This window comes from Stenotrophomonas sp. FSL W7-1447 (assembly GCF_037966425.1).
GTDB lineage: Bacteria > Pseudomonadota > Gammaproteobacteria > Xanthomonadales > Xanthomonadaceae > Stenotrophomonas > Stenotrophomonas pavanii.
The window spans coordinates 2,171,822-2,189,963 of sequence record NZ_CP150199.1; the positions used below are offsets into that span (position 1 = coordinate 2,171,822).

Annotated in this window: 15 protein-coding genes; 8 read left to right on the forward strand and 7 right to left on the reverse strand. The window is 67.9% G+C overall.

Going from position 1 to position 18,142, the window contains the following annotated elements; genetic code table 11:
• Positions 1 to 78: 78 nt before the first annotated feature.
• The 3 genes from NSQ78_RS10255 to NSQ78_RS10265 form a co-directional block, all read right to left on the reverse strand.
• Entirely contained in the window at positions 79 to 720 is a 642-nt protein-coding gene (locus NSQ78_RS10255) for a methylthioribulose 1-phosphate dehydratase (protein ID WP_049464316.1), read from the reverse strand.
• A 541-nt stretch (positions 721 to 1,261) separates the two neighbouring features.
• Positions 1,262 to 2,689, reverse strand: coding sequence for an amino acid permease (locus NSQ78_RS10260; protein ID WP_064238390.1), 1,428 nt, complete (start codon positions 2,687 to 2,689; stop codon positions 1,262 to 1,264).
• An 81-nt stretch (positions 2,690 to 2,770) separates the two neighbouring features.
• A complete protein-coding gene (locus NSQ78_RS10265; RefSeq protein ID WP_057495087.1) occupies positions 2,771 to 4,246 on the reverse strand; it encodes an amino acid permease in 1,476 nt (491 codons plus the stop codon).
• A gap of 132 nt (positions 4,247 to 4,378) precedes the next feature.
• On the opposite strand from NSQ78_RS10265, the gene NSQ78_RS10270 reads away from it, so the two are divergent.
• Positions 4,379 to 4,993, forward strand: a complete 615-nt coding sequence (locus NSQ78_RS10270; RefSeq protein ID WP_080473125.1) for an NUDIX hydrolase — start codon at positions 4,379 to 4,381, stop codon at positions 4,991 to 4,993.
• Between the two features lie 67 nt (positions 4,994 to 5,060).
• Here NSQ78_RS10270 and serA read toward each other — a convergent pair whose 3' ends face one another.
• On the reverse strand, positions 5,061 to 6,302 hold the full coding sequence (gene serA, locus NSQ78_RS10275) for a phosphoglycerate dehydrogenase (protein WP_005416356.1): 1,242 nt from the start codon (positions 6,300 to 6,302) through the stop codon (positions 5,061 to 5,063).
• A 169-nt stretch (positions 6,303 to 6,471) separates the two neighbouring features.
• Here serA and NSQ78_RS10280 point away from each other — a divergent pair, with 169 nt between their 5' ends.
• The 3 genes from NSQ78_RS10280 to NSQ78_RS10290 all read left to right on the forward strand — a co-directional run bounded on the left by NSQ78_RS10280 (position 6,472) and on the right by NSQ78_RS10290 (position 10,059).
• Complete coding sequence (locus tag NSQ78_RS10280) at positions 6,472 to 7,860, forward strand: FAD-binding oxidoreductase (RefSeq protein ID WP_053462684.1); 1,389 nt, start codon at positions 6,472 to 6,474, stop codon at positions 7,858 to 7,860.
• Positions 7,861 to 7,922: 62 nt separating this feature from the next.
• Positions 7,923 to 8,222 carry a DUF2388 domain-containing protein gene (locus NSQ78_RS10285; protein ID WP_049468701.1) on the forward strand — a complete coding sequence of 100 codons (300 nt, stop codon included), beginning with the start codon at positions 7,923 to 7,925 and terminating at the stop codon, positions 8,220 to 8,222.
• 40 nt (positions 8,223 to 8,262) lie between these two features.
• Positions 8,263 to 10,059, forward strand: a complete 1,797-nt coding sequence (locus NSQ78_RS10290) for a DUF4105 domain-containing protein (RefSeq protein WP_064238396.1) — start codon at positions 8,263 to 8,265, stop codon at positions 10,057 to 10,059.
• On the opposite strand, the gene NSQ78_RS10295 is transcribed toward NSQ78_RS10290, so the two are convergent.
• Together NSQ78_RS10295 and NSQ78_RS10300 are read right to left on the reverse strand one after the other, a co-directional pair.
• Positions 10,037 to 11,113 (reverse strand): ATP-binding protein, encoded by a 1,077-nt coding sequence (locus tag NSQ78_RS10295; RefSeq protein ID WP_064238399.1) that lies wholly within the window; start codon positions 11,111 to 11,113, stop codon positions 10,037 to 10,039. The genes NSQ78_RS10290 and NSQ78_RS10295 overlap by 23 nt on opposite strands.
• Entirely contained in the window at positions 11,113 to 11,829 is a 717-nt protein-coding gene (locus NSQ78_RS10300; RefSeq protein WP_049468695.1) for a response regulator, read from the reverse strand. Before NSQ78_RS10300 ends, NSQ78_RS10295 begins: the two co-directional genes overlap by 1 nt.
• Positions 11,830 to 11,957: 128 nt before the next feature.
• On the opposite strand from NSQ78_RS10300, the gene NSQ78_RS10305 reads away from it, so the two are divergent.
• From NSQ78_RS10305 to NSQ78_RS10320, 4 genes are all read left to right on the forward strand, one after another.
• The gene (locus NSQ78_RS10305; RefSeq protein ID WP_339208553.1) at positions 11,958 to 13,106 is read left to right on the forward strand and encodes an efflux RND transporter periplasmic adaptor subunit; all 1,149 of its coding nucleotides are present in this window, start codon (positions 11,958 to 11,960) and stop codon (positions 13,104 to 13,106) included.
• A 36-nt stretch (positions 13,107 to 13,142) separates the two neighbouring features.
• Positions 13,143 to 16,292, forward strand: coding sequence for a multidrug efflux RND transporter permease subunit (locus NSQ78_RS10310; RefSeq protein ID WP_064238403.1), 3,150 nt, complete (start codon positions 13,143 to 13,145; stop codon positions 16,290 to 16,292).
• Positions 16,273 to 16,620, forward strand: a complete 348-nt coding sequence (locus tag NSQ78_RS10315; RefSeq protein WP_339208555.1) for a nuclear transport factor 2 family protein — start codon at positions 16,273 to 16,275, stop codon at positions 16,618 to 16,620. Before NSQ78_RS10310 ends, NSQ78_RS10315 begins: the two co-directional genes overlap by 20 nt.
• A gap of 128 nt (positions 16,621 to 16,748) precedes the next feature.
• Positions 16,749 to 17,441, forward strand: coding sequence for an MliC family protein (locus NSQ78_RS10320; RefSeq protein WP_057495093.1), 693 nt, complete (start codon positions 16,749 to 16,751; stop codon positions 17,439 to 17,441).
• Between the two features lie 118 nt (positions 17,442 to 17,559).
• On the opposite strand, the gene yeiP is transcribed toward NSQ78_RS10320, so the two are convergent.
• On the reverse strand, positions 17,560 to 18,126 hold the full coding sequence (gene yeiP, locus NSQ78_RS10325) for an elongation factor P-like protein YeiP (protein WP_005409468.1): 567 nt from the start codon (positions 18,124 to 18,126) through the stop codon (positions 17,560 to 17,562).
• Positions 18,127 to 18,142 lie beyond the last annotated feature (16 nt).

Consider the following 18,142-nt stretch of genomic DNA (forward strand, 5'->3'; position numbering starts at 1 on the left):
CGTCTCGGGGGGAAGACAGGGTAGCAGGGCGGGCGCGGGGTGCAGATTCCGAATCGGCATCTGCACCTGCGCGCCGGTTCAGCTGCGCAGCTTGCGCAGCTCCAGTTCGCAGTGGAACAGGAACTCGAACGCTTCCAGGTGGCGGCGCGCCTCGGCCATGTCGCGGCCCCAGGCATACAGGCCGTGGCCGTCGATCAGGTAGCCCCACAGGTTCTGCCGGTCGAGCAGGTCATCGACCTGCTGCGAAAGCACGTTCATGTCCTGGGTATTGGCGAACACCGGCACGTCGATGGCCATCTCGTGGGTGCTGTTGCCGGCGAAGGCCTTCAGCAGTTCGTAGCCTTCCAGGTGCACATGACCCTGCGGCGCGTACAGGCGCGAGGCAATGGTCTGCACCGGCGAATGGGTGTGCAGTACGCAGCCGATTTCCGGGAAGCGGCGGTACAGCTGGGTGTGCAGCAGGGTTTCGGCGGAGGGGCGCAGCGGGCGGCCGACGGCCTTGCCATCGAAGTCCACCACCATGATGTCGTCCTCGATCAGGCGGCCCTTGTCCTTGCCGGAGACAGTGATCGCCGCGTGGCGGTCGTCCAGGCGGTGGGAGAAGTTGCTGCTGGTGGCCGGGGTCCAGCCGGCCTGGGCCAGTTCGCGGACGTTGTCGATCAGCAGCTGGGCCAGTTCGCTCAGGCGCGCGGTGTCGTACGGGAAGGTGGGGGCGTTCATGCGGGCGATTTTACTGGATTCGGCCAACGGCTGAGCCCCTCGTGGCGGGTCGTGTAGAGCGGTTCATGGCGGGGCGGGGCGGGTGGGCCGTGCAGGGGACGCTGCAAGTACGTCCCTGTAAGCTCGATGGCGCCACCCATGGCGCCAACGCCCCTGCACGGCCCACCCGCCCCGCCTCTGACAGGTTCCGCGCGCGGCCTGCCACGGAGTGAAGAAGGAAAAGCGAAAAGCGGGTCGCTTCGCTGCGCTTGCTCGCAGCCGAGCATGGCTCCGCTCGACAGAAATATTCATTCCGGAACATTCGTTCATGAGAACGCTTCATCCACGCATGGCGTGGATCTACTGGACGCGCCGGTGGACTGTCGGAGGTGGGGCGGGTTGGGTTCGCGGGGGTGTCCGCGGCATGGATGCCGCGGCCAAGCCCCCAGGGATGGGTTTACGGCGTCTCCCGCGAACCCAACCCGTCCCGCCAAGCCCTCAGTCCAGCTGTTGCTGTTGACGTTGCTCCAGCGGGCGCAGGGCCGCAGGCCCTGCCATCCCCTTACTGACCCCGCAGGCGGCTGTGCCGGAAGCCGTAGCCGAAATAGATCACGAAACCGACGACCGTCCACACCCCCATCAGCATCCAGTTGTGCATCGTCATCGCCGACAGCAGGGCAAGGCAGCTCAGCACGCCCAGGCTGCAGATCAGCCACGCCATCGGCATGCGGAACGGACGTGGCAGGTCCGGCTGGGTACGGCGCAGGATCAGCACGCCGGCACACACCGCCGCAAAGGCGATCAGCGTGCCCATCGAGGTCAGCTCGCCGAGGATGTCCAGCGGGAACAGCGCCGCCAGCAGCGCGATGCCGATGCCGGTGATCACGGTGTTGATGTGCGGGGTGCGGTACTTCGGGTGGATCCGGGTGAACACCGGTGGCAGAAGGCCGTCGCGGCCCATGATCATGAAGATGCGCGGCTGGCCGATGATCATCACCAGCACCACCGAGGACAGGCCGACCAGCGCGCCGACCTCGACCACCCAGCGCAGCCAACCGAGCTGGGGATGCGCCGCCACCGCGGTCACCACCGGCTCATCGGTGCCCAGCAGCTGGAACGGCACCAGGCCGGTCATCACCGCGGCCATCGCGATGTACAGCACGGTACAGATCACCAGCGACAGCATCATGCCGATCGGCATGTCGCGTTGCGGGTTCTTCGATTCCTGCGCCGCCACCGATACCGCCTCGAAACCGATGTAGGCGAAGAACACCATCGCCGCGCCACGCAGCACGCCTTCCATGCCGTACTTGCCGGGGCCTTCATTGGCGGGGATGAACGGAGTCCAGTTACTGGTGTCCACGTACTTCCAGCCGACCACGATGACCAGCACGATCAGGCCGGTCTTGAGCACGACCATCGCCATGTTCATCGCCGAGGACTTGCTGATGCCGACGTAGCACAGCCAGGTCAGCAGCAGCACGAGCGCGGCGGCGGGCAGGTTGGCGATCGCGCCGGTCGGGCGCAGCTGCGCGTCGAGCGGGGCACTGACCAGGGCTGCGGGTAGATGGATATCGAACTGGCTGAGCAGGCTGAGGAAATAACCGGTCCAGCTGACCGCCACCGCCGAGGCGGAGACGCCGTACTCGAGCACCAGCATCCAGCCGATGAACCAGGCCGAGAGCTCGCCGAAGGTGGCGTAGGTGTAGGTGTAGGCGCTGCCGGAGACCGGCACCATCGAGGCGAATTCGGCATAGGCCAGCGCGCAGAAGGCGCAGCAGATGGCGGCCAGCACGAAGGACAGCATGATCGCCGGGCCGGCGTGGTTGGCGGCGGCCTGGCCGGTGATGACGAAAATGCCTCCGCCGATCACCGCGCCGATGCCGAGCGCGGTCAGCCCCCAGGGGCCAAGGTGGCGACGCAGGCTCAGGCCGTTGGCGTCTTCATGGGCGGCATGTGGATGCTTGGTGGCCCACAGTTGCTTGAACATGTGTGGTGGTCTTGTCGAAGCGCGCCATGGGCGGCGCGCGGGAAAACGGACGGGCCGGCGCGAGGCCGGCCCGAAGGCGGATCAGGGCGACTTGGCGAGCTTGCTGTTGCGGATGCCGTAGCCCAGGTAGATCAGCAGGCCGAGCAGCGTCCAGCCAACGAACAGGTGCCAGTGCACCACGAACGCCTGCCAGAACAGGAACAGGCAGGTGGCCGCGCCGAGCGGGCAGATGATCCAGACCATCGGCACGCGGAACGGGCGGTGCAGGTCCGGCTTGGTATAGCGCAGCACCAGCACGCCGACGCAGACGGTGGCGAAGGCCAGCAGGGTGCCCATCGAGACGAGTTCGCCGAGCACGTTCAGCGGCACCAGGCCGGCCAGCGCGGCAGCGATCACACCGACCACGATGGTGGCGACGTACGGGGTGCGGAAGCGGGCATGGACCTTGCCGAAGAACTTCGGCAGCAGGCCGTCGCGGGAGATGGTGTAGGCGATGCGGGTCTGGCCCATCATCATCACCAGCACCACCGAGGACAGGCCGGCGATGGCGCCGACTTCCACGAACGTCTTCAGCCAGGACAGGGTCGGGTAGGGCTCCAGCGCGGTGGCCACCGGCTTGTCGGTGCCCAGCAGGTGGTACGGCATCATGCCGGTCAGCACCGCACAGACGATGATGTAGACGATGGTGCACACGGCCAGCGAGCCGAGCAGGCCGATCGGCATGTTGCGTTGCGGGTCCTTGGTTTCACCGGCAGCGGTGGAGACCGCATCGAAGCCGATGTACGCGAAGAACACGATGGTGGCGGCGCGGAAGATGCCGCTCCAGCCGAACTCACCCGGCACGCCGGTGTTTTCCGGAATGAACGGGTGCCAGTTGGCCGGGTCGATGTGGGCCGCGCCGATGCCGATGAACAGGCAGATGACGGTGACCTTGATCGCCACGATGATCGCGTTGACGAACGCCGACTGGGTCACGCCCACGTACAGCAGGCCGGATACCGCCGCCACGATCAGCACCGCCGGCAGGTTGAACAGCTTGCCGGAGGAGACGAACTCGCTGCCGGTCCAGGCGATGGGCGCGGCGCTGAGCAGGTCCGGGAAGGGCATGTGCAGCGTGGTGGTGATGAAGCTGATCAGGTAGGCCGACCAGCCCACCGCGACCGACGCCGAGGCGAACAGGTACTCCAGCACCAGGCACCAGCCGATGAACCAGGCCATGCCTTCGCCGAGGGTGGCATAGGAATAGGAGTAGGCACTGCCGGAGACCGGCATCATCGCCGCGAACTCGGCATAGCACAGGCCTGCCAGCGCACAGGCGAAACCGGCCAGCACGAACGACAGCATCACCGCCGGGCCCGCGTGGTTGGCTGCGGCCTGGCCGGTCAGCACGAAGATGCCTGCGCCGATCACCGCACCCACGCCCAGCAGGATGAGGTGTTTAGCCGTGAGGGTCCGTTTCAACGTGGCTTCGCCGTCCAGGCTGCCTTCGATGGGTTCGCCGGCATCGACGTGCCCGGCCGGCTCGACCGGCTTGACCCTCAACAGAGCTTTCAGCATGCAGTACTTCCTAGTGATCGGATGGGGTGGGCGGCCGATACGTTGCCGGCTGCCTTGAATGGTGAAGGCCGTGCGAACGGCCCGCTGTACCTTAGCCAAAGCTGAAGCCAACGCACAAGCGCAATCGCAACAATGAACGGCGATAATGAGCAGTATTTTTCCGAACTGCCCCCATTCATGAGCCAGACCGTCGAAACCCTTGCCGCGCTTGACGATCGCCTGCGCGGCCTGCTCCGGGACTACGCGCGCCGCGAACCCGCCCACGACGCCCTGGCTGCCGAATTCGGCACATTGCTGGATGATTCGCAGGATCCGTTCCTGCGTGAGCGGCTGGCCGGCCACTTCACCGCCAGCTGCTGGCTGGTCAGCGCCGACGGCCAGCGCCTGCTGCTGACCCACCATCGCAAGCTGCAGCGCTGGCTGCAGCTGGGCGGCCACGCCGACGGTGACCGCGACCTGGCCCGGGTGGCGCTGAAGGAAGCCGAGGAGGAGTCCGGTCTGAGCGGGCTGGTACTGGAAGACCCGGCCATTTTCGATCTGGACAAGCACTGGATTCCCGAGCGCAAGGACGTGCCGGGGCACTGGCACTACGACGTGCGTTTCGTGATCCGGGCGCTTGGTGGCGAGGCATTCGTGCTCAGCGAGGAATCGCTGGACCTGGCCTGGCGGCCGGTAACCGAGGTCGCGGCCGACCCGGCGTCGGATGAATCCATGCAGCGCATGGCGCGCCGCTGGCTGGCACGTTGAAAAAAGGGGACGGAGGGGATTAAGTCGTTAATGCATAAACGACTTAATCCCCTCCGTCCCCTTTTATCTAGTACAGGATGCGCGTCCGCAGCGTGCCCGGAATCGCGGCCAGTTCGTCGCGGACGGCGGCGGCCTGCGCCTCGCTGGCGGTGATGTCGATCACCACGTAGCCCACCTTCGGGTCGGTGCGCAGGAACTGGCCGTCGATGTTGACGTTGTGGCGCGAGAAGATCTCGTTGACCCTGGACAGCACGCCCGGCACGTTCTGGTGGATGTGCAGCAGGCGCAGGCTGTCCTCGTGTTCGGGCAGGGTCACTTCCGGGAAGTTGACCGCCGACAGCGTGCTGCCGTTGTCGCTGTAGCGCACCAGCTTGGCCGCCACTTCCACGCCGATGTTGTCCTGCGCTTCCAGCGTGCTGCCGCCCACGTGCGGGGTCAGGATCACGTTGTCGTGGCGGGTCAGCGGCGACTCGAAGATATCGCCGTTGCCCTTCGGTTCGACCGGAAACACGTCCAGCGCGGCACCGCCGACGTGGCCGCTGGCCAGCGCAGCGTCCAGCGCATCGATGTCGACCACGGTGCCGCGCGCAGCGTTGATCAGGTGCGCGCCCTTGCGCATCTTCGCCAGCTCGGTGCTGCCGATCATCCACTGCGTGGCCGGGGTCTCCGGCACGTGCAGGGTGACGATGTCGGCGCGGGCCAGCAGGTCGTCCAGGCTCGCCGCGGCACGCGCATTGCCCAGCGCCAGCTTGGTTTCCACGTCGTGGAAGATCACCTGCATGCCCAGCGATTCGGCCAGCACGCCGACCTGGGTGCCGATGTGGCCATAGCCGATGATGCCCAGGGTCTTGCCACGCACCTCATGGCTGCCGCTGGCCGATTTCGACCAGCCGCCGCGATGGCACTCGGCGTTCTTCTGCGGAATGCCACGGGTCAGCATGATCGCCTCGGCGATCACCAGCTCGGCCACGCTGCGGGTGTTGGAGTAGGGCGCATTGAACACCGGGATGCCGGCCAGCTCGGCCGCGTCCAGGTCGACCTGGTTGGTGCCGATGCAGAAGCAGCCCACCGCGATCAGGCGCTTGGCCTCGGCCAGCACCTCGGCGCTGAGCTGGGTGCGCGAACGGATGCCGACGATGTGCGCCTCGGCGATGCGCGCCTTCAGTTCGTCCTCGGGCAGTGCCTTGGTGTGCGCCTCGATCTGGCTGTAGCCGGCGGCGCTGAACACCTCCACGGCGGTCTGGCTGACCCCCTCCAGCAACAGCACGCGGATATCCTGCTTGGGGAACGAGGTCTTCTTCGGCGACATGGGGCAACACGGCCAGTGGGACAGGGGCTGACCACTATGCCAGATCGCAACGCCCATGGTGCAGTGCGCAATTGGTTGCATCCGTAGCTATCTGTACGGCTGCGGGGCTGGACGCTGGCGCGTGCCGCTGGCACGCTTGCCCGTTCTTCACGCACCGCGCTGGACCGTCATGACCGATTCCCGCATTGCCTCGCTGCAGCAGGCCTGTCCCGGCCTGAAGCTGAAGACCGACCCGGCCGACCTGGAGCATTACGGGCGTGACTGGACCCGGCGCTGGACGCCGGCGCCGCTGGCGATCGCACTGCCGGCCACGGTCGAGGAAGTGCAGGCGGTGATGCGCTGGAGCGCGGGCGAGGGCGTGCCCGTGGTGCCGTCCGGTGGCCGCACCGGCCTTTCCGGTGGCGCGGTGGCGGCCAATGGCGAGCTGGTGCTCAGCCTGGAGCGGATGAACAAGGCGCTGGCCTACGACGCGGTCGATCGCACCCTGGTGGTGCAGGCCGGCATGCCGCTGGAGGCCGTGCACAACGCCGCGCTGGACCACGGCCTGATCTATCCGGTGGACTTCGCCGCGCGCGGGTCGTGCACGATCGGCGGCAACATCGCCACCAATGCCGGCGGCATCCGCGTGATCCGCTACGGCAACACCCGCGAGTGGATCGCCGGGCTGAAGGTGGTCACCGCCAGCGGCGAACTGCTGGAGCTCAACAAGGGCCTGATCAAGAACTCCAGCGGCTATGACTTCCGCCAGCTGCTGATCGGTTCGGAAGGCACGCTGGGCGTGATCGTCGAAGCGACGGTGAAGCTGACCGATCCGCCGCCGGCCAGCAACGTGATGCTGCTGGCGCTGCCCAGCTTCGAAGTGCTGATGCAGGTATTCGCCGCGTTCCGCGCGCGGCTGCAGCTGCAGGCCTTCGAATTCTTTACCGACCGGGCGCTGGAGCACGTGCTGGCGCATGGCGCCCAGGCACCGTTCGACGAGGTGCATCCGTACTACGTAGTCACCGAGTTCGCCGCCAACGACGAAGCGCAGGAAGCGGCGGCGATGGCGGCCTTCGAGGACTGCATGGGCAACGGGTGGGTCAGCGACGGGGTGATCAGTGCCAGCGACGCCCAGGCCGCCCAGCTGTGGCGCCTGCGCGAAGGCATCACCGAATCGCTGGCGCGCTACAAGCCCTACAAGAATGATGTCTCGGTGCGGATCTCGGCGATGCCGGCGTTCCTGGCTGAGACCCAGGCACTGATCGGGCAGGCTTACCCGCATTTCGACGTGGTCTGGTTCGGCCATATCGGCGACGGCAACCTGCACATCAACGTGCTCAAGCCCGACGACACCAGCGACGCCGATTTCGTCGCGCAGTGCGAGCAGGTGACCAAGCTGCTGGCGCAGGTACTGGCGCGCTTCGATGGCAGCATCTCGGCCGAGCACGGTATCGGCCTGGTCAAGAAGGGCTACCTGGACAGTACCCGCGGCCCGGCCGAGATCGCGCTGATGAAGGCGGTCAAACGCGCGTTCGATCCCCAAGCGCGGCTGAATCCCGGCAAGCTGTTTGACGCCTGAACCGGGCAAATCCTTCACGCACCCGTTACGCTCCACGCATCCTCACAACCGGCTTCGAACCGATGACCCGTCCGATCCTGCTGCTCGCCCTGCTGTCCCTGCCGCTGGCCGGCTTTGCTTCCAGCTTCGCCGGCACCTCGGCCGGTTCGGCGACCGGCGCCTCCTCCGGTTCCTCGGGCAGCAGCTCGGGTGACGACAAGGTGGTGCTGGCGGCACGCGACGACGCCGCTGCCTTCGTCGCCAGCGACGGCCAGATCCGCGGCGCCCGCCTGCAGGCCGCACTGGCCCACCTGCGTGAGCAGAGCGCCGCCGCGCAGCAGCAGAGCGACCTGGAACTGGCCCGCTCACTGCTGGCGCGTTGATCCGGCCTTCGGGTAGTGCTGGCCGCTGGCCGGCAACTGCATGACATCTGTACGGAACGCCGCCACGCATGGCGTGGCTCTACTGCTGGCCGCCCACGTCGCGCACGCAGCTGATCGCCTGCAGCTGGACCCGGCAGGGTTGAGCCCCGCCCAACGGCAGGTGGCGTCGCAGACGCTCACCGATGTGCAGTCATTGCTGCCCGAGGGCCTGCTGCGCGCATTGCCGGCGCAGGTCCAGGTGCGCTGGAGCGATGACCTGCCGGTCGATGTACATGGCCGTGCCTTCGGCGGGCGCATCGCGCTGCGCCGCGACCTGCTGGACGAGGCGGTGCCGGGTGCGCGGCGCGCGCGACGCAGCGCGCTGGTGCATGAGCTGACCCACGTTGCCGACCGCGGCGGCGCGAACTGGTCGCGCAGTGCGCGCTGGCGTGACCTGGCCGGTTGGCAGCGCAAACCCTGGCACCTCGGTCGTGGCGACAACGATTTCCGTGACCGCAGCCCCGATGCCTATGAACTGAAGGACCCCGCCGAATACCTGGCGGTGAACGCCGAGCACTTCGTGCTCGACAGCACGTTCGCCTGCCGGCGCCCGGCGCTGGCGCAGTGGTACCAGGCCCACTTCGGAGCGCCGCCCTCGCTGCCGCAACCGCAGTGTGCCGCAGCGTTGCCGTTGCTGCAGGCCGAATCGGAAGAGGGCGCGGCATCGCTGCTGCAGCTCGATCCCGCCCGCGTCTATGCCGTGGACTACCTGTTCGCCGAAGGCAGTGCGCAGCCGATGAGCCGCTGGGGCCACAGCATGCTGCGGCTGGTGATCTGCAAACCGGGCCGCGTGCCGGGACCGGACTGCCGCCTGGACCTGGAGCATCACCGCGTGCTGTCCTTCCGCGCCTTCGTCGGCGACGTGCAGATATCCAACTGGCGCGGCCTCACCGGCGGCTACCCGTCGCGCCTGTTCGTGCTGCCGCTGCAGCAGGTGGTGGACGAGTACACCAAGGTGGAACTGCGCGGGCTGCAGTCGCTGCCGTTGCGGCTGCACCGCGAGGAGATCGCCAGCCTTCTGGAGCGGACCGCCCAGGTGCACTGGAGCTATGACGGGCGCTATTACTTCGTCAGCAACAACTGCGCAGTGGAAACCGCGAAGCTGCTGCAGGCGGGTGCGCCACGGCTGGGCGAGGCCGGGCTGGCCCAGCTGAGCCCGCGTGGCCTGAAACGGCGACTGGTACGGCTGGATGCGCTCGATGAGCGCGTGCTGGCCGATCGCAGCGCAGCGCAGGCGCAGGGGTACTACTTCGCTTCGGCGCGCGACCACTACCAGCAGTTGTTCGCAGTGGCGGCGGCGCAGCTGGCCTTGCCCGCCCGTGATGTGCACGGCTGGCTGAAGCTGCCGGCACGGCAGCGCGCGCCGTGGCTGCTGCAGGGTGACCTGCGCGCCAGCGCCGGCCTGCTGCTGCTGGAACAGGCTGCGCAGCGGCGCGCCGAGCTGCGCGCGCGCGACGTGCTCAAGCGGCAGCTGCTGGCGGCGCCGGACAGCGCAGCAACCCGCAGCCTGCGCGCGTTGCTGGAGCAGGGCGGGCAATGGCTGCGCCCGGGTACGCTGCTGCAGGACGGCGGCTACGGGTTGCCGCTGGCCGACGAGCAGGCACTGCTGTCCACGGCCGTGGCCACGGCCAGCGCACAGGCCGTACCGGCATGGCAGGCCTTGCGTTCGCGGCTGCGCCAGCAGCTGCCGGTGCGGCAACGCGAAGAAATGGATGCGATCGACGCGAACCTGGCCGCGCTCGGTGCACGGCTGCGGGCACAGGCCGCGGCTCCGGCTACTGGCGCGGCAGTTCGATGACGAAGCGACTGCCGCCGGCGCTGCCCGGCGTGCAGTAGGCTTGGCCACCGTGCGCATCGGCAATCGCCTTGACCACCGCCAGGCCCAGCCCGCTGCCACCGCCCTGGCGTGAGCGCGAGCCGTCGGCGCGCGTGAACGGCGTGAAGATGTCCGCGTGCAGTGCCGGATCGATGCCCGGGCCCTCATCCTCGATTGCCACCTGCACGTGGCCCGGCGTGTCATGCACGGCGATGCGCACCTTGCCCGTGCTGGCATAGCGGCGCGCGTTCTCCAGCAATGCCAGCAATGCCTGGCGCAGGCGGGTGGGATCACAGTGCGCGTTGTGCTCCTCACGGCTGGTTTCCAGTTCGAGCACGAAACCGGCGGCGCGGAACTGCGGGTCGACCAACGTCATCACCGAGTGCACCTCGGCCACCACGTCGGTGCGTGCGCGGCGTACATCCAGCCGTGCATTGTCGGACAGGCTCAGCACGCGCAGGTCCTCGATCAGGCGCGACAGTCCTTCGACCTGCGCGAGCAGGCTGCGGAACTGCGACTCGTCCGGCTGGAACACACCCTCGGCCAGCCCCTGCAGGCGACCACGCAGGATCGTCACCGGCGTGCGCAGCTCATGGGCGATGGCCGCGTGCCACATCGCGCGCTCGCTCTCCATGTGCTGCAGGCGGCGCGCCATTGCGTTGAAATCCTCGACCAGGGTGGCCACTTCGCCGGGGGAATTCTCCTCGGCGCTGGCACGTGCGCCGAGGTCGCCGCCGGCAAGCGCGCGCACGCTGTCCACCACCGAATTCAACGGCGACAGGATGCGATGGGCCAGGCGGAATGAAGCAGCGAGGGCCAGCGCCAGTCCGGTCAGGATCACGCCGACCATCCATGCCAGCTCCGGCCCGGTTGGCAGCCAGCTTTCGGGCTCTTCGGTGCTGCCGGGGAAGAATTCGACCAGCACCGCATACAGCAGCCACGACGAAAGGATCATCATCACGATGACGCCGATCACCATCAGCGACATCGACACGATGATGTGGCGGCTGAGCCCGGAGCGGCGCAGGCGGGCCATCAGCGGTCGGCCATCAGACGGTAGCCGACGCCGCGCACGCTGGCCGGTACGTTGACCATGCCCACTTCGTCGAGCTTGCGGCGCAGCTTGCTGACATGGCTGTCGACGGTGCGCTCCAGTGCTTCGCTTTCCGGCAGGCATTCATGCATCAGTTCGCTGCGGCTGAAGATGCGCGTGGGCGCCAGCGCCATGCAGTGCAGCAGCTTGAACTCGGTGAGGGTGAGCAGTACTTCATGGCTGTAGCCTTCGCCCTCGACGTGCACGGCATGGGTGGCCGAATCGATCAGCAGTGGGCCGACCCGCAGCGCAGTGGGTGCATCCACCCGCGAGGCCCGCAACGTCCGCCTGAGCACGGCGCGCACGCGTGCGGCCACCTCGGCCGGATTGAACGGCTTGACCACGTAGTCGTCGGCGCCCATCCGCAGCGCGGTCAGCTTGTCCAGGTCCTGGTCCAATGCGGTCAGCATGATCACCGGCGTCTCGCCACGCTGGCGCAGCTGGGTCAGTACGCTCCAGCCATCCAGGCGCGGCAGCTGCACATCGAGCAGGACCAGGTCGGGGCGGGCGCTGCGATGCAGGTCCAGTGCGCTGTGGCCATCGGCGGCACGCAGGGTACGCAGGCCTTCGCGTTCCAGGTAGGCGGTAAGGATGTCGGCGATCTCGACCTCATCCTCGACAATCAGGACGAGGGCGGCGAGGGCGGGTGAGGCATGCATGCAGGGCGGGGCCGTAAGGTGCTTGCCTCCATCGTATCTCCACACTTCCTCCATCGAAACCCCATCATCGCCACGCACACTGCGCGCTTCAGAACCTATCCGCCGCCTGCGCGGCATTGTGCACAGCAATGAGAACCTTCAGGACTCCGGTCGCGTTGATCGCGGCCCTTGCCTTGGCCATGACGGCCTGCTCCTCCCCCGAAGCCACCCCGGAACCGGCGCCGCGTGTCAGCGTGGTGAGCGTGGGTCCGCAGGTGGTGCAGCGCGATGACGAACTGCCCGGCCGCGTGGCGGCGGTGCGCACCGCGCAGATCCGAGCCCAGGTGGGCGGCATCGTGCAGCGGCGCCTGTTCGAACAGGGCGCGGAAGTCAGTGCCGGCCAGGCCCTGTTCCAGATCGACCCGGCGGCGTTCCGTGCCGATGTCGATTCGGCATTGGCCGCGCTGCAGCGCACTGAGGCCGCGCTGGCCCGCAGCCGCGTTCAGTCGCAGCGCCTGCATGCATTGGCCGCCGCGCAGGCGGTCAGCCAGCAGCATCGCGACGACGCCAGCGCCGAGTACGAACAGGCCCGTGCCGCCGTGAACGAGGCACGCGCCATCCTGGCGCGTCGCCAGCTCGACCTGCGCCATGCGACGGTCAGCGCACCGATTGCCGGTCGCATCGACCAGGCGCTGGTGACCGAAGGCGCACTGGTCGACGTGGCCGATTCCGAGCCCATGGCGGTGGTGCAGCAGATCGACCAGGTCTACGTCGATGTGCGGCAGCCCGCCGCGCAGCTGGAATCGCTGCAGCGCAGTGCGGGCGATGCCGGCGAACTGCCGATGACGATCATCGGCGCCGCTGGCAAGCCCCTGCCCGAGCGCGGCACGCTGCTGTTTTCCGGCGTCAACGTCGATGCGCGAACGGGAGACGTGATCCTCCGCATCGTGGTCGACAACCCACGCCGCCAGCTGCTGCCTGGCATGTACGTGCGCGCGAGGGTGCCACGCGGCGCGCCGGCCAGTGCCCTGACCGTGCCGCAGCAGGCGGTCCTGCACAGCGCCGGTGGCCAGGCCTATGCGTGGGTGATCGGCGGCGACGGCAAGGCGGTGATCCGCACGCTGGAGGTGGACGGCAGCGTCGACCGCCAATGGCTGGTGCGCTCTGGCCTGAAGGCGGGCGAGAAAGTGGTGGTCGAGGGCCAGGAACGCCTGCAGGAAGGCGTGGTGGTCGATGCACGCGACTGGCACAGGCCAGTCGCCAGCGCCGGTGCCGTGCAGGCCGGCAGCCAGGGCTGAGCCTTTCCCGGGCCGGTCCCTCCAGGGAAATCCAACATGGCACGTTTTTTCATCGATCGCCCGGTGTTCGCCTGGGTGCTGGCGATCTTCATCATCCTGGCCGGCGTACTGGCGATCCCGCGGCTGGCGGTGGAGCGCTATCCGGCCGTTGCGCCGCCCAGCGTCAGCATCTACGCCAGCTATCCGGGCGCCAGCCCGCAGACGCTGAACGACGCTGTGGTCGGCCTGATCGAGCGCGAGCTGTCCAGCGTCAAGCATCTGCTGTACTTCGAATCGTCGGTGGATACCTCCGGTGAAGCGTCGATCACGGCCACCTTCAAGCCGGGGACCGACCCGGAGCTGGCGCAGGTGGACGTGCAGAACCGGATCAAGGCGATCGAGCCACGCCTGCCACGCAGCGTGCGCCAGAACGGCCTGTTCGTGGAGGCCGCCGATTCCGGCTTCCTCATGCTGGTCGGCCTGCGCTCGCCGGATGCCAGCGTCAGCGAGGCAGCGCTCGGCGACTTCATGGCCCGCAACATCATCGAGGAGCTGCGCCGCATCGATGGCGTCGGCCGCGTGCAGCTGTTCGGCGCCGAACAGGCGATGCGCGTGTGGCTGGACCCGGCCCGGTTGACCGGTTACGGCCTGACCATCACTGACGTGGCCACGGCCATCGAGCAGCAGAACCTGGAGATCTCACCCGGGCGCATCGGCGATTCGCCGGGTGTGCCGGGCCAGCGCATCACCGTGCCGTTGAGCGCCGATGGCCAGCTGTCCACGCCGGAGCAGTTCGCCGCCATCGTGCTGCGCGCCGGGGCCGACGGCTCGCGGGTACTGCTGGGCGATGTCGCCCGCGTCGAGCTGGGCGCGCAGAGCTACGCCTGGGGTACCCGCGAGGACGGTCACCCGGCCACCGCCGCCGGCGTGCAGCTGCGCCCGGGCGCGAACGCGGTGCGCACGGCCGCGGCGGTGCGCGAGCGGATGGCCGAGCTGGCACCGATGCTGCCGCGCGGGGTGGAGTCGAGCATTCCGTTCGATACCGCACCCTTCGTGAAGATCTCGATCCAGAAGGTGGTGCAGACCCTGCTGGAGGCGATGCTGCTGGTGTTCGCGGTGATGTACCTGTTCCTGCAGAACTGGCGCTACACGCTGATTCCAGCGCTGGTGGCACCGATCGCGCTGCTGGGGACCTTCGCGGTGATGCTGGCCCTGGGCTTCTCGATCAACGTGCTGACCATGTTCGGCATGGTGCTGGCGATCGGCATCATCGTCGATGATGCGATCGTCGTGGTCGAAGGCGTGGAACGGATCATGGCCGAGGAGGGCCTGCCCCCGCGCGAGGCCACCCTCAAGGCGATGCGCGAGCTGACCGGTGCGGTGATCGGCATCACCCTGGTGCTCACCGCGGTGTTCATCCCGATGGCGCTGGCCAGCGGCTCGGTGGGCGCGATCTACCGCCAGTTCACCGTGGCGATGGCGGTGTCGATCCTGTTCTCGGCGCTGCTGGCGTTGAGCCTGACCCCGGCGCTGTGCGCGACGCTGCTGCGCCCGACCACCCATGGCCATCATGGCCGCGGCGGGTTGTTCGGTGCCTTCAATCGCGGCTTCGAGCGGATGACCGGGCGTTACCAGCGTGGTGTTGCATCGTTGCTGCAGCGGAGCGGGCGGGTGATGGGCGTGTTCGCGGCGCTGGTCGTGGCGCTACTGCTGGGCCTGCACTGGCTGCCGGGCGCGTTCCTGCCGGAGGAGGACCAGGGTTATTTCATGACCTCGATCCAGTTGCCGGCCGAGGCGACGGCCGAACGCACCTTGGCGGTGGTCGAAGCCTACGAACGCCATGTGGCCTCGCGGCCGGGCATCGGCTCCAACCAGGCGATCCTCGGCTACAGCTTCTCCGGTTCCGGCCCGAGCGCAGCGCTGACCTATACGATGCTGAAGGACTGGGGTGAGCGTGCAGGGGCCACCGCGGCCGGCGAAGTGGAGGCCGCGCAGAAGGCGATGGCTGCGGTTGCCGAGGGCGAGGTGATGAGCGTGATGCCGCCCGCCATCGACAGCCTGGGCCGATCGTCCGGCTTCTCGCTGGCCCTGCAGGCGCGCACCGGGCAGAGCCAGGCCGAACTGCGCGCGGCCCTGCAGCAGCTGTTGAAGCTGGCCGAGGCCAGTCCGCTGCTGTCGGAGGTGCATGCCGACGGCCTGCCGGCCGGCACCAGCGTGCGGCTGGACATCGATCGGGCCAAGGCCGAGGCGATGGGGGTGGGCTTCGAGCACATCAGCAGCACGCTGTCGGCGGCGATGGGCTCGCAGTACGTCAACGATTTCCCCAACAAGGGCCGCTTGCAGCAGGTGATCCTGCGGGCCGATGCACCCCACCGGATGGAACTGGAGGATGTGCTGAAGCTGTACGTGCGCAACAGCGAAGGCGGCATGGTGGCGCTGTCCGAGCTGGTCACCCCGCACTGGACCGAGGCGCCGCTGCAGCTGCAGCGCTATCTCGGCTTCCCGGCGTTGAATCTGTCCGGCGCACCGGCCTCGGGCGTATCGACCGGCCAGGCCATGGCGGAGATGGAGCGGTTGGCGCAGAAGCTGCCGTCCGGTTTTGCCCCGCAGTGGACCAGCCAGTCGCTGCAGGAGCGCGAATCGGGACAGCAGGCACCGTGGTTGTTGCTGCTGTCGATGCTGGTGGTGTTCCTGGTGCTGGCGGCACTGTACGAGAGCTGGTCGATCCCGCTGGCGGTGATGCTGGTGGTGCCACTGGGCCTGCTCGGTGCGGTTGCTGCGGTGCTGTTGCGTGGCATGCCCAACGACGTGTTCTTCAAGGTCGGCATGATCACCGTGATCGGGCTGTCGGCGAAGAACGCGATCCTCATCGTCGAGTTCGCGCGCCAGCTGCAGCAGCAGGGTCGCGGCCTCGTTGAAGCAGCGCTGGAGGCGGTGCGGCTGCGCCTGCGGCCGATCGTGATGACCTCGCTGGCGTTCGCGCTGGGCGTGGTGCCGCTGATGCTGGCGCAGGGCGCGTCGAAGGAAACCCAGCAGGCGATTGGAACCGGTGTGTTCGGCGGCATGGTCAGTGCGACCGTGCTGGCGGTGTTCTTCGTGCCGGTCTTCTATGTAGTGGTGCAGCGCGCGCGGCAGTGGATCGCGCAGCGGCTGCGCAGGCGCCGGCCGATGCCGGAAGGAACCGTGGATGGAACGCAACAGCGTTGAAGATCTGCACGAGCCCCAGTTGATGGCGCTGGAGCAGCGCCTGTGCACGGCACTGCTGGAGAATGATCACGATGCGCTGGCCACGCTGCTATCGCCGGCCCTGTTCATGATGGATGGCCACGGTGGCCGGATGCGCGACCTGCCGTGGCTGGGAGCGTGGCATGCCGGAGGCCTGCAGGTGCGGAGCCTGCGCCTGCACGCGGTGGAAACGCTGCTGTGTGGCCGCCTGGCGTTGCTGTCCGGCGATGTGCACGGGGTGGTGCATTGGCAGGGCCGGGAGCGCGAGTTGAAACTGCGCCTGCTGCGGGTGTGGACCTGCAGTTCCTGAGACAGCGGCGCCCGGTTGTTATCGATGGCGGTGTTGGCCGCGTGAGTGCGGTCAGGCCGCTTTCAGGCCCTGCTCACCGCAAGGTGGTAGGGTCGAGCGTCTCTGTAGTTTCGACAAGGAGTCGAGCCATGCGTGTAGTTCCCAGTCTGTTGGCGGCCTCCCTCGGCTTGGTGCTGGCTGCGTGCCAGCCGGCTCAGGCACCCGCCGCCGCCAATGACACCCCGCCTGCCACGCCGCAGCCGGATCCCGGCGCCAAGGGCGGCGGCAGCGAGACCGCCTATCAATGCGGTGACCTGGGCGTGCGCGCGACCTTCAATGGCGAGGATGCGGCGACCGTGGTGATCGGCGACCGTACCTTCGCCATGACCTCCGAGCGCGCGGCGTCCGGCGCCAAGTATGGCGATGGCCAGGGCAACAGCTTCTGGACCCGGGGCAGCGATGAAGGACTGTTGAGCCTGAAGGGCGAGACGGACCGCGAGTGCCATGCGGTCGAAGCGACCGAAGGTGATGGCAGCGCGGGCACGGCCGCGTTCCGCGCCACGGGCAACGAGCCGGGCTGGTTGGCGGTCGTCGATGGCGACGCGCCGGGCCTGCAGGTGGAAGTCGATTATGGCGAGCGCCGCTTCGACGTCGCCCAGCCCACCCAGGGTGCTGACGGATGGAGCGGCAAAGCATCCGATGGCACCGACGTCAAGCTCAGCTTCCAGCGCACCACCTGCCAGGACGACATGAGCGGCGAGGCGTTCGAGGCCAAGGTGAATCTGACCATCGGCACCCGCCAGTACCACGGCTGCGGCAACTTCGGTACACAGCAGCCGTAAGCTTCCTGTGGAGCCGAGCCCGCGCTCGGCTCTACACGGCTGCTGCGTCCGATGCGCTGCCCGCTGCCTGCGGTGAACTTGCCGCAGGCAGGGACAGGCTGCCGATCAGCGAAAGCGCTTAGTCGGCGCGGCCGGCGAATTCGCCGGTGGCGGTGTTCACCAGCACGCGTTCACCGTTGACGATGTACTCCGGCACCATGATCTCGATGCCGGTGTTGAGCTTGGCCGGCTTCGGGCGCTTGGTGGCGGTGCCGCCCTTCAGTTCCGGCGGGGTCTCGATCACTTCCAGCACCACCGAGGCCGGCAGCTGGATCGCCACCGGCTGCTCGTCGATCACCTGCACGTAGATGCCGGTCAGGCCGTCGGTGATGTAGCCGGCGTCATCGCCGATCACGTCCGCGTCCAGGGTGTAGGGGGTGTAGTCCTCGTCATCGAGGAACACGAAGGCATCGCCGTCCTTGTACGAATAGGTGGACTGGCGGCGCAGCAGTTCGACCTCGACCAGGTTGTCGTCGGCATCGAAGCTCGCATCGAGCTTGTTGCCGCCCGGCACGCTGTACATGATGAAGCGGAAGCGGACGTTGCCGCCGCGACCCTGCGGCGAGCTGCGCTCGATGTCGCGGATCTGGTACACGCCGTTGTTGTACTCGACGACGTTGCCCTTCTTGATGTCGTTGGCTTTCATGGTGATCTAGGTGGTT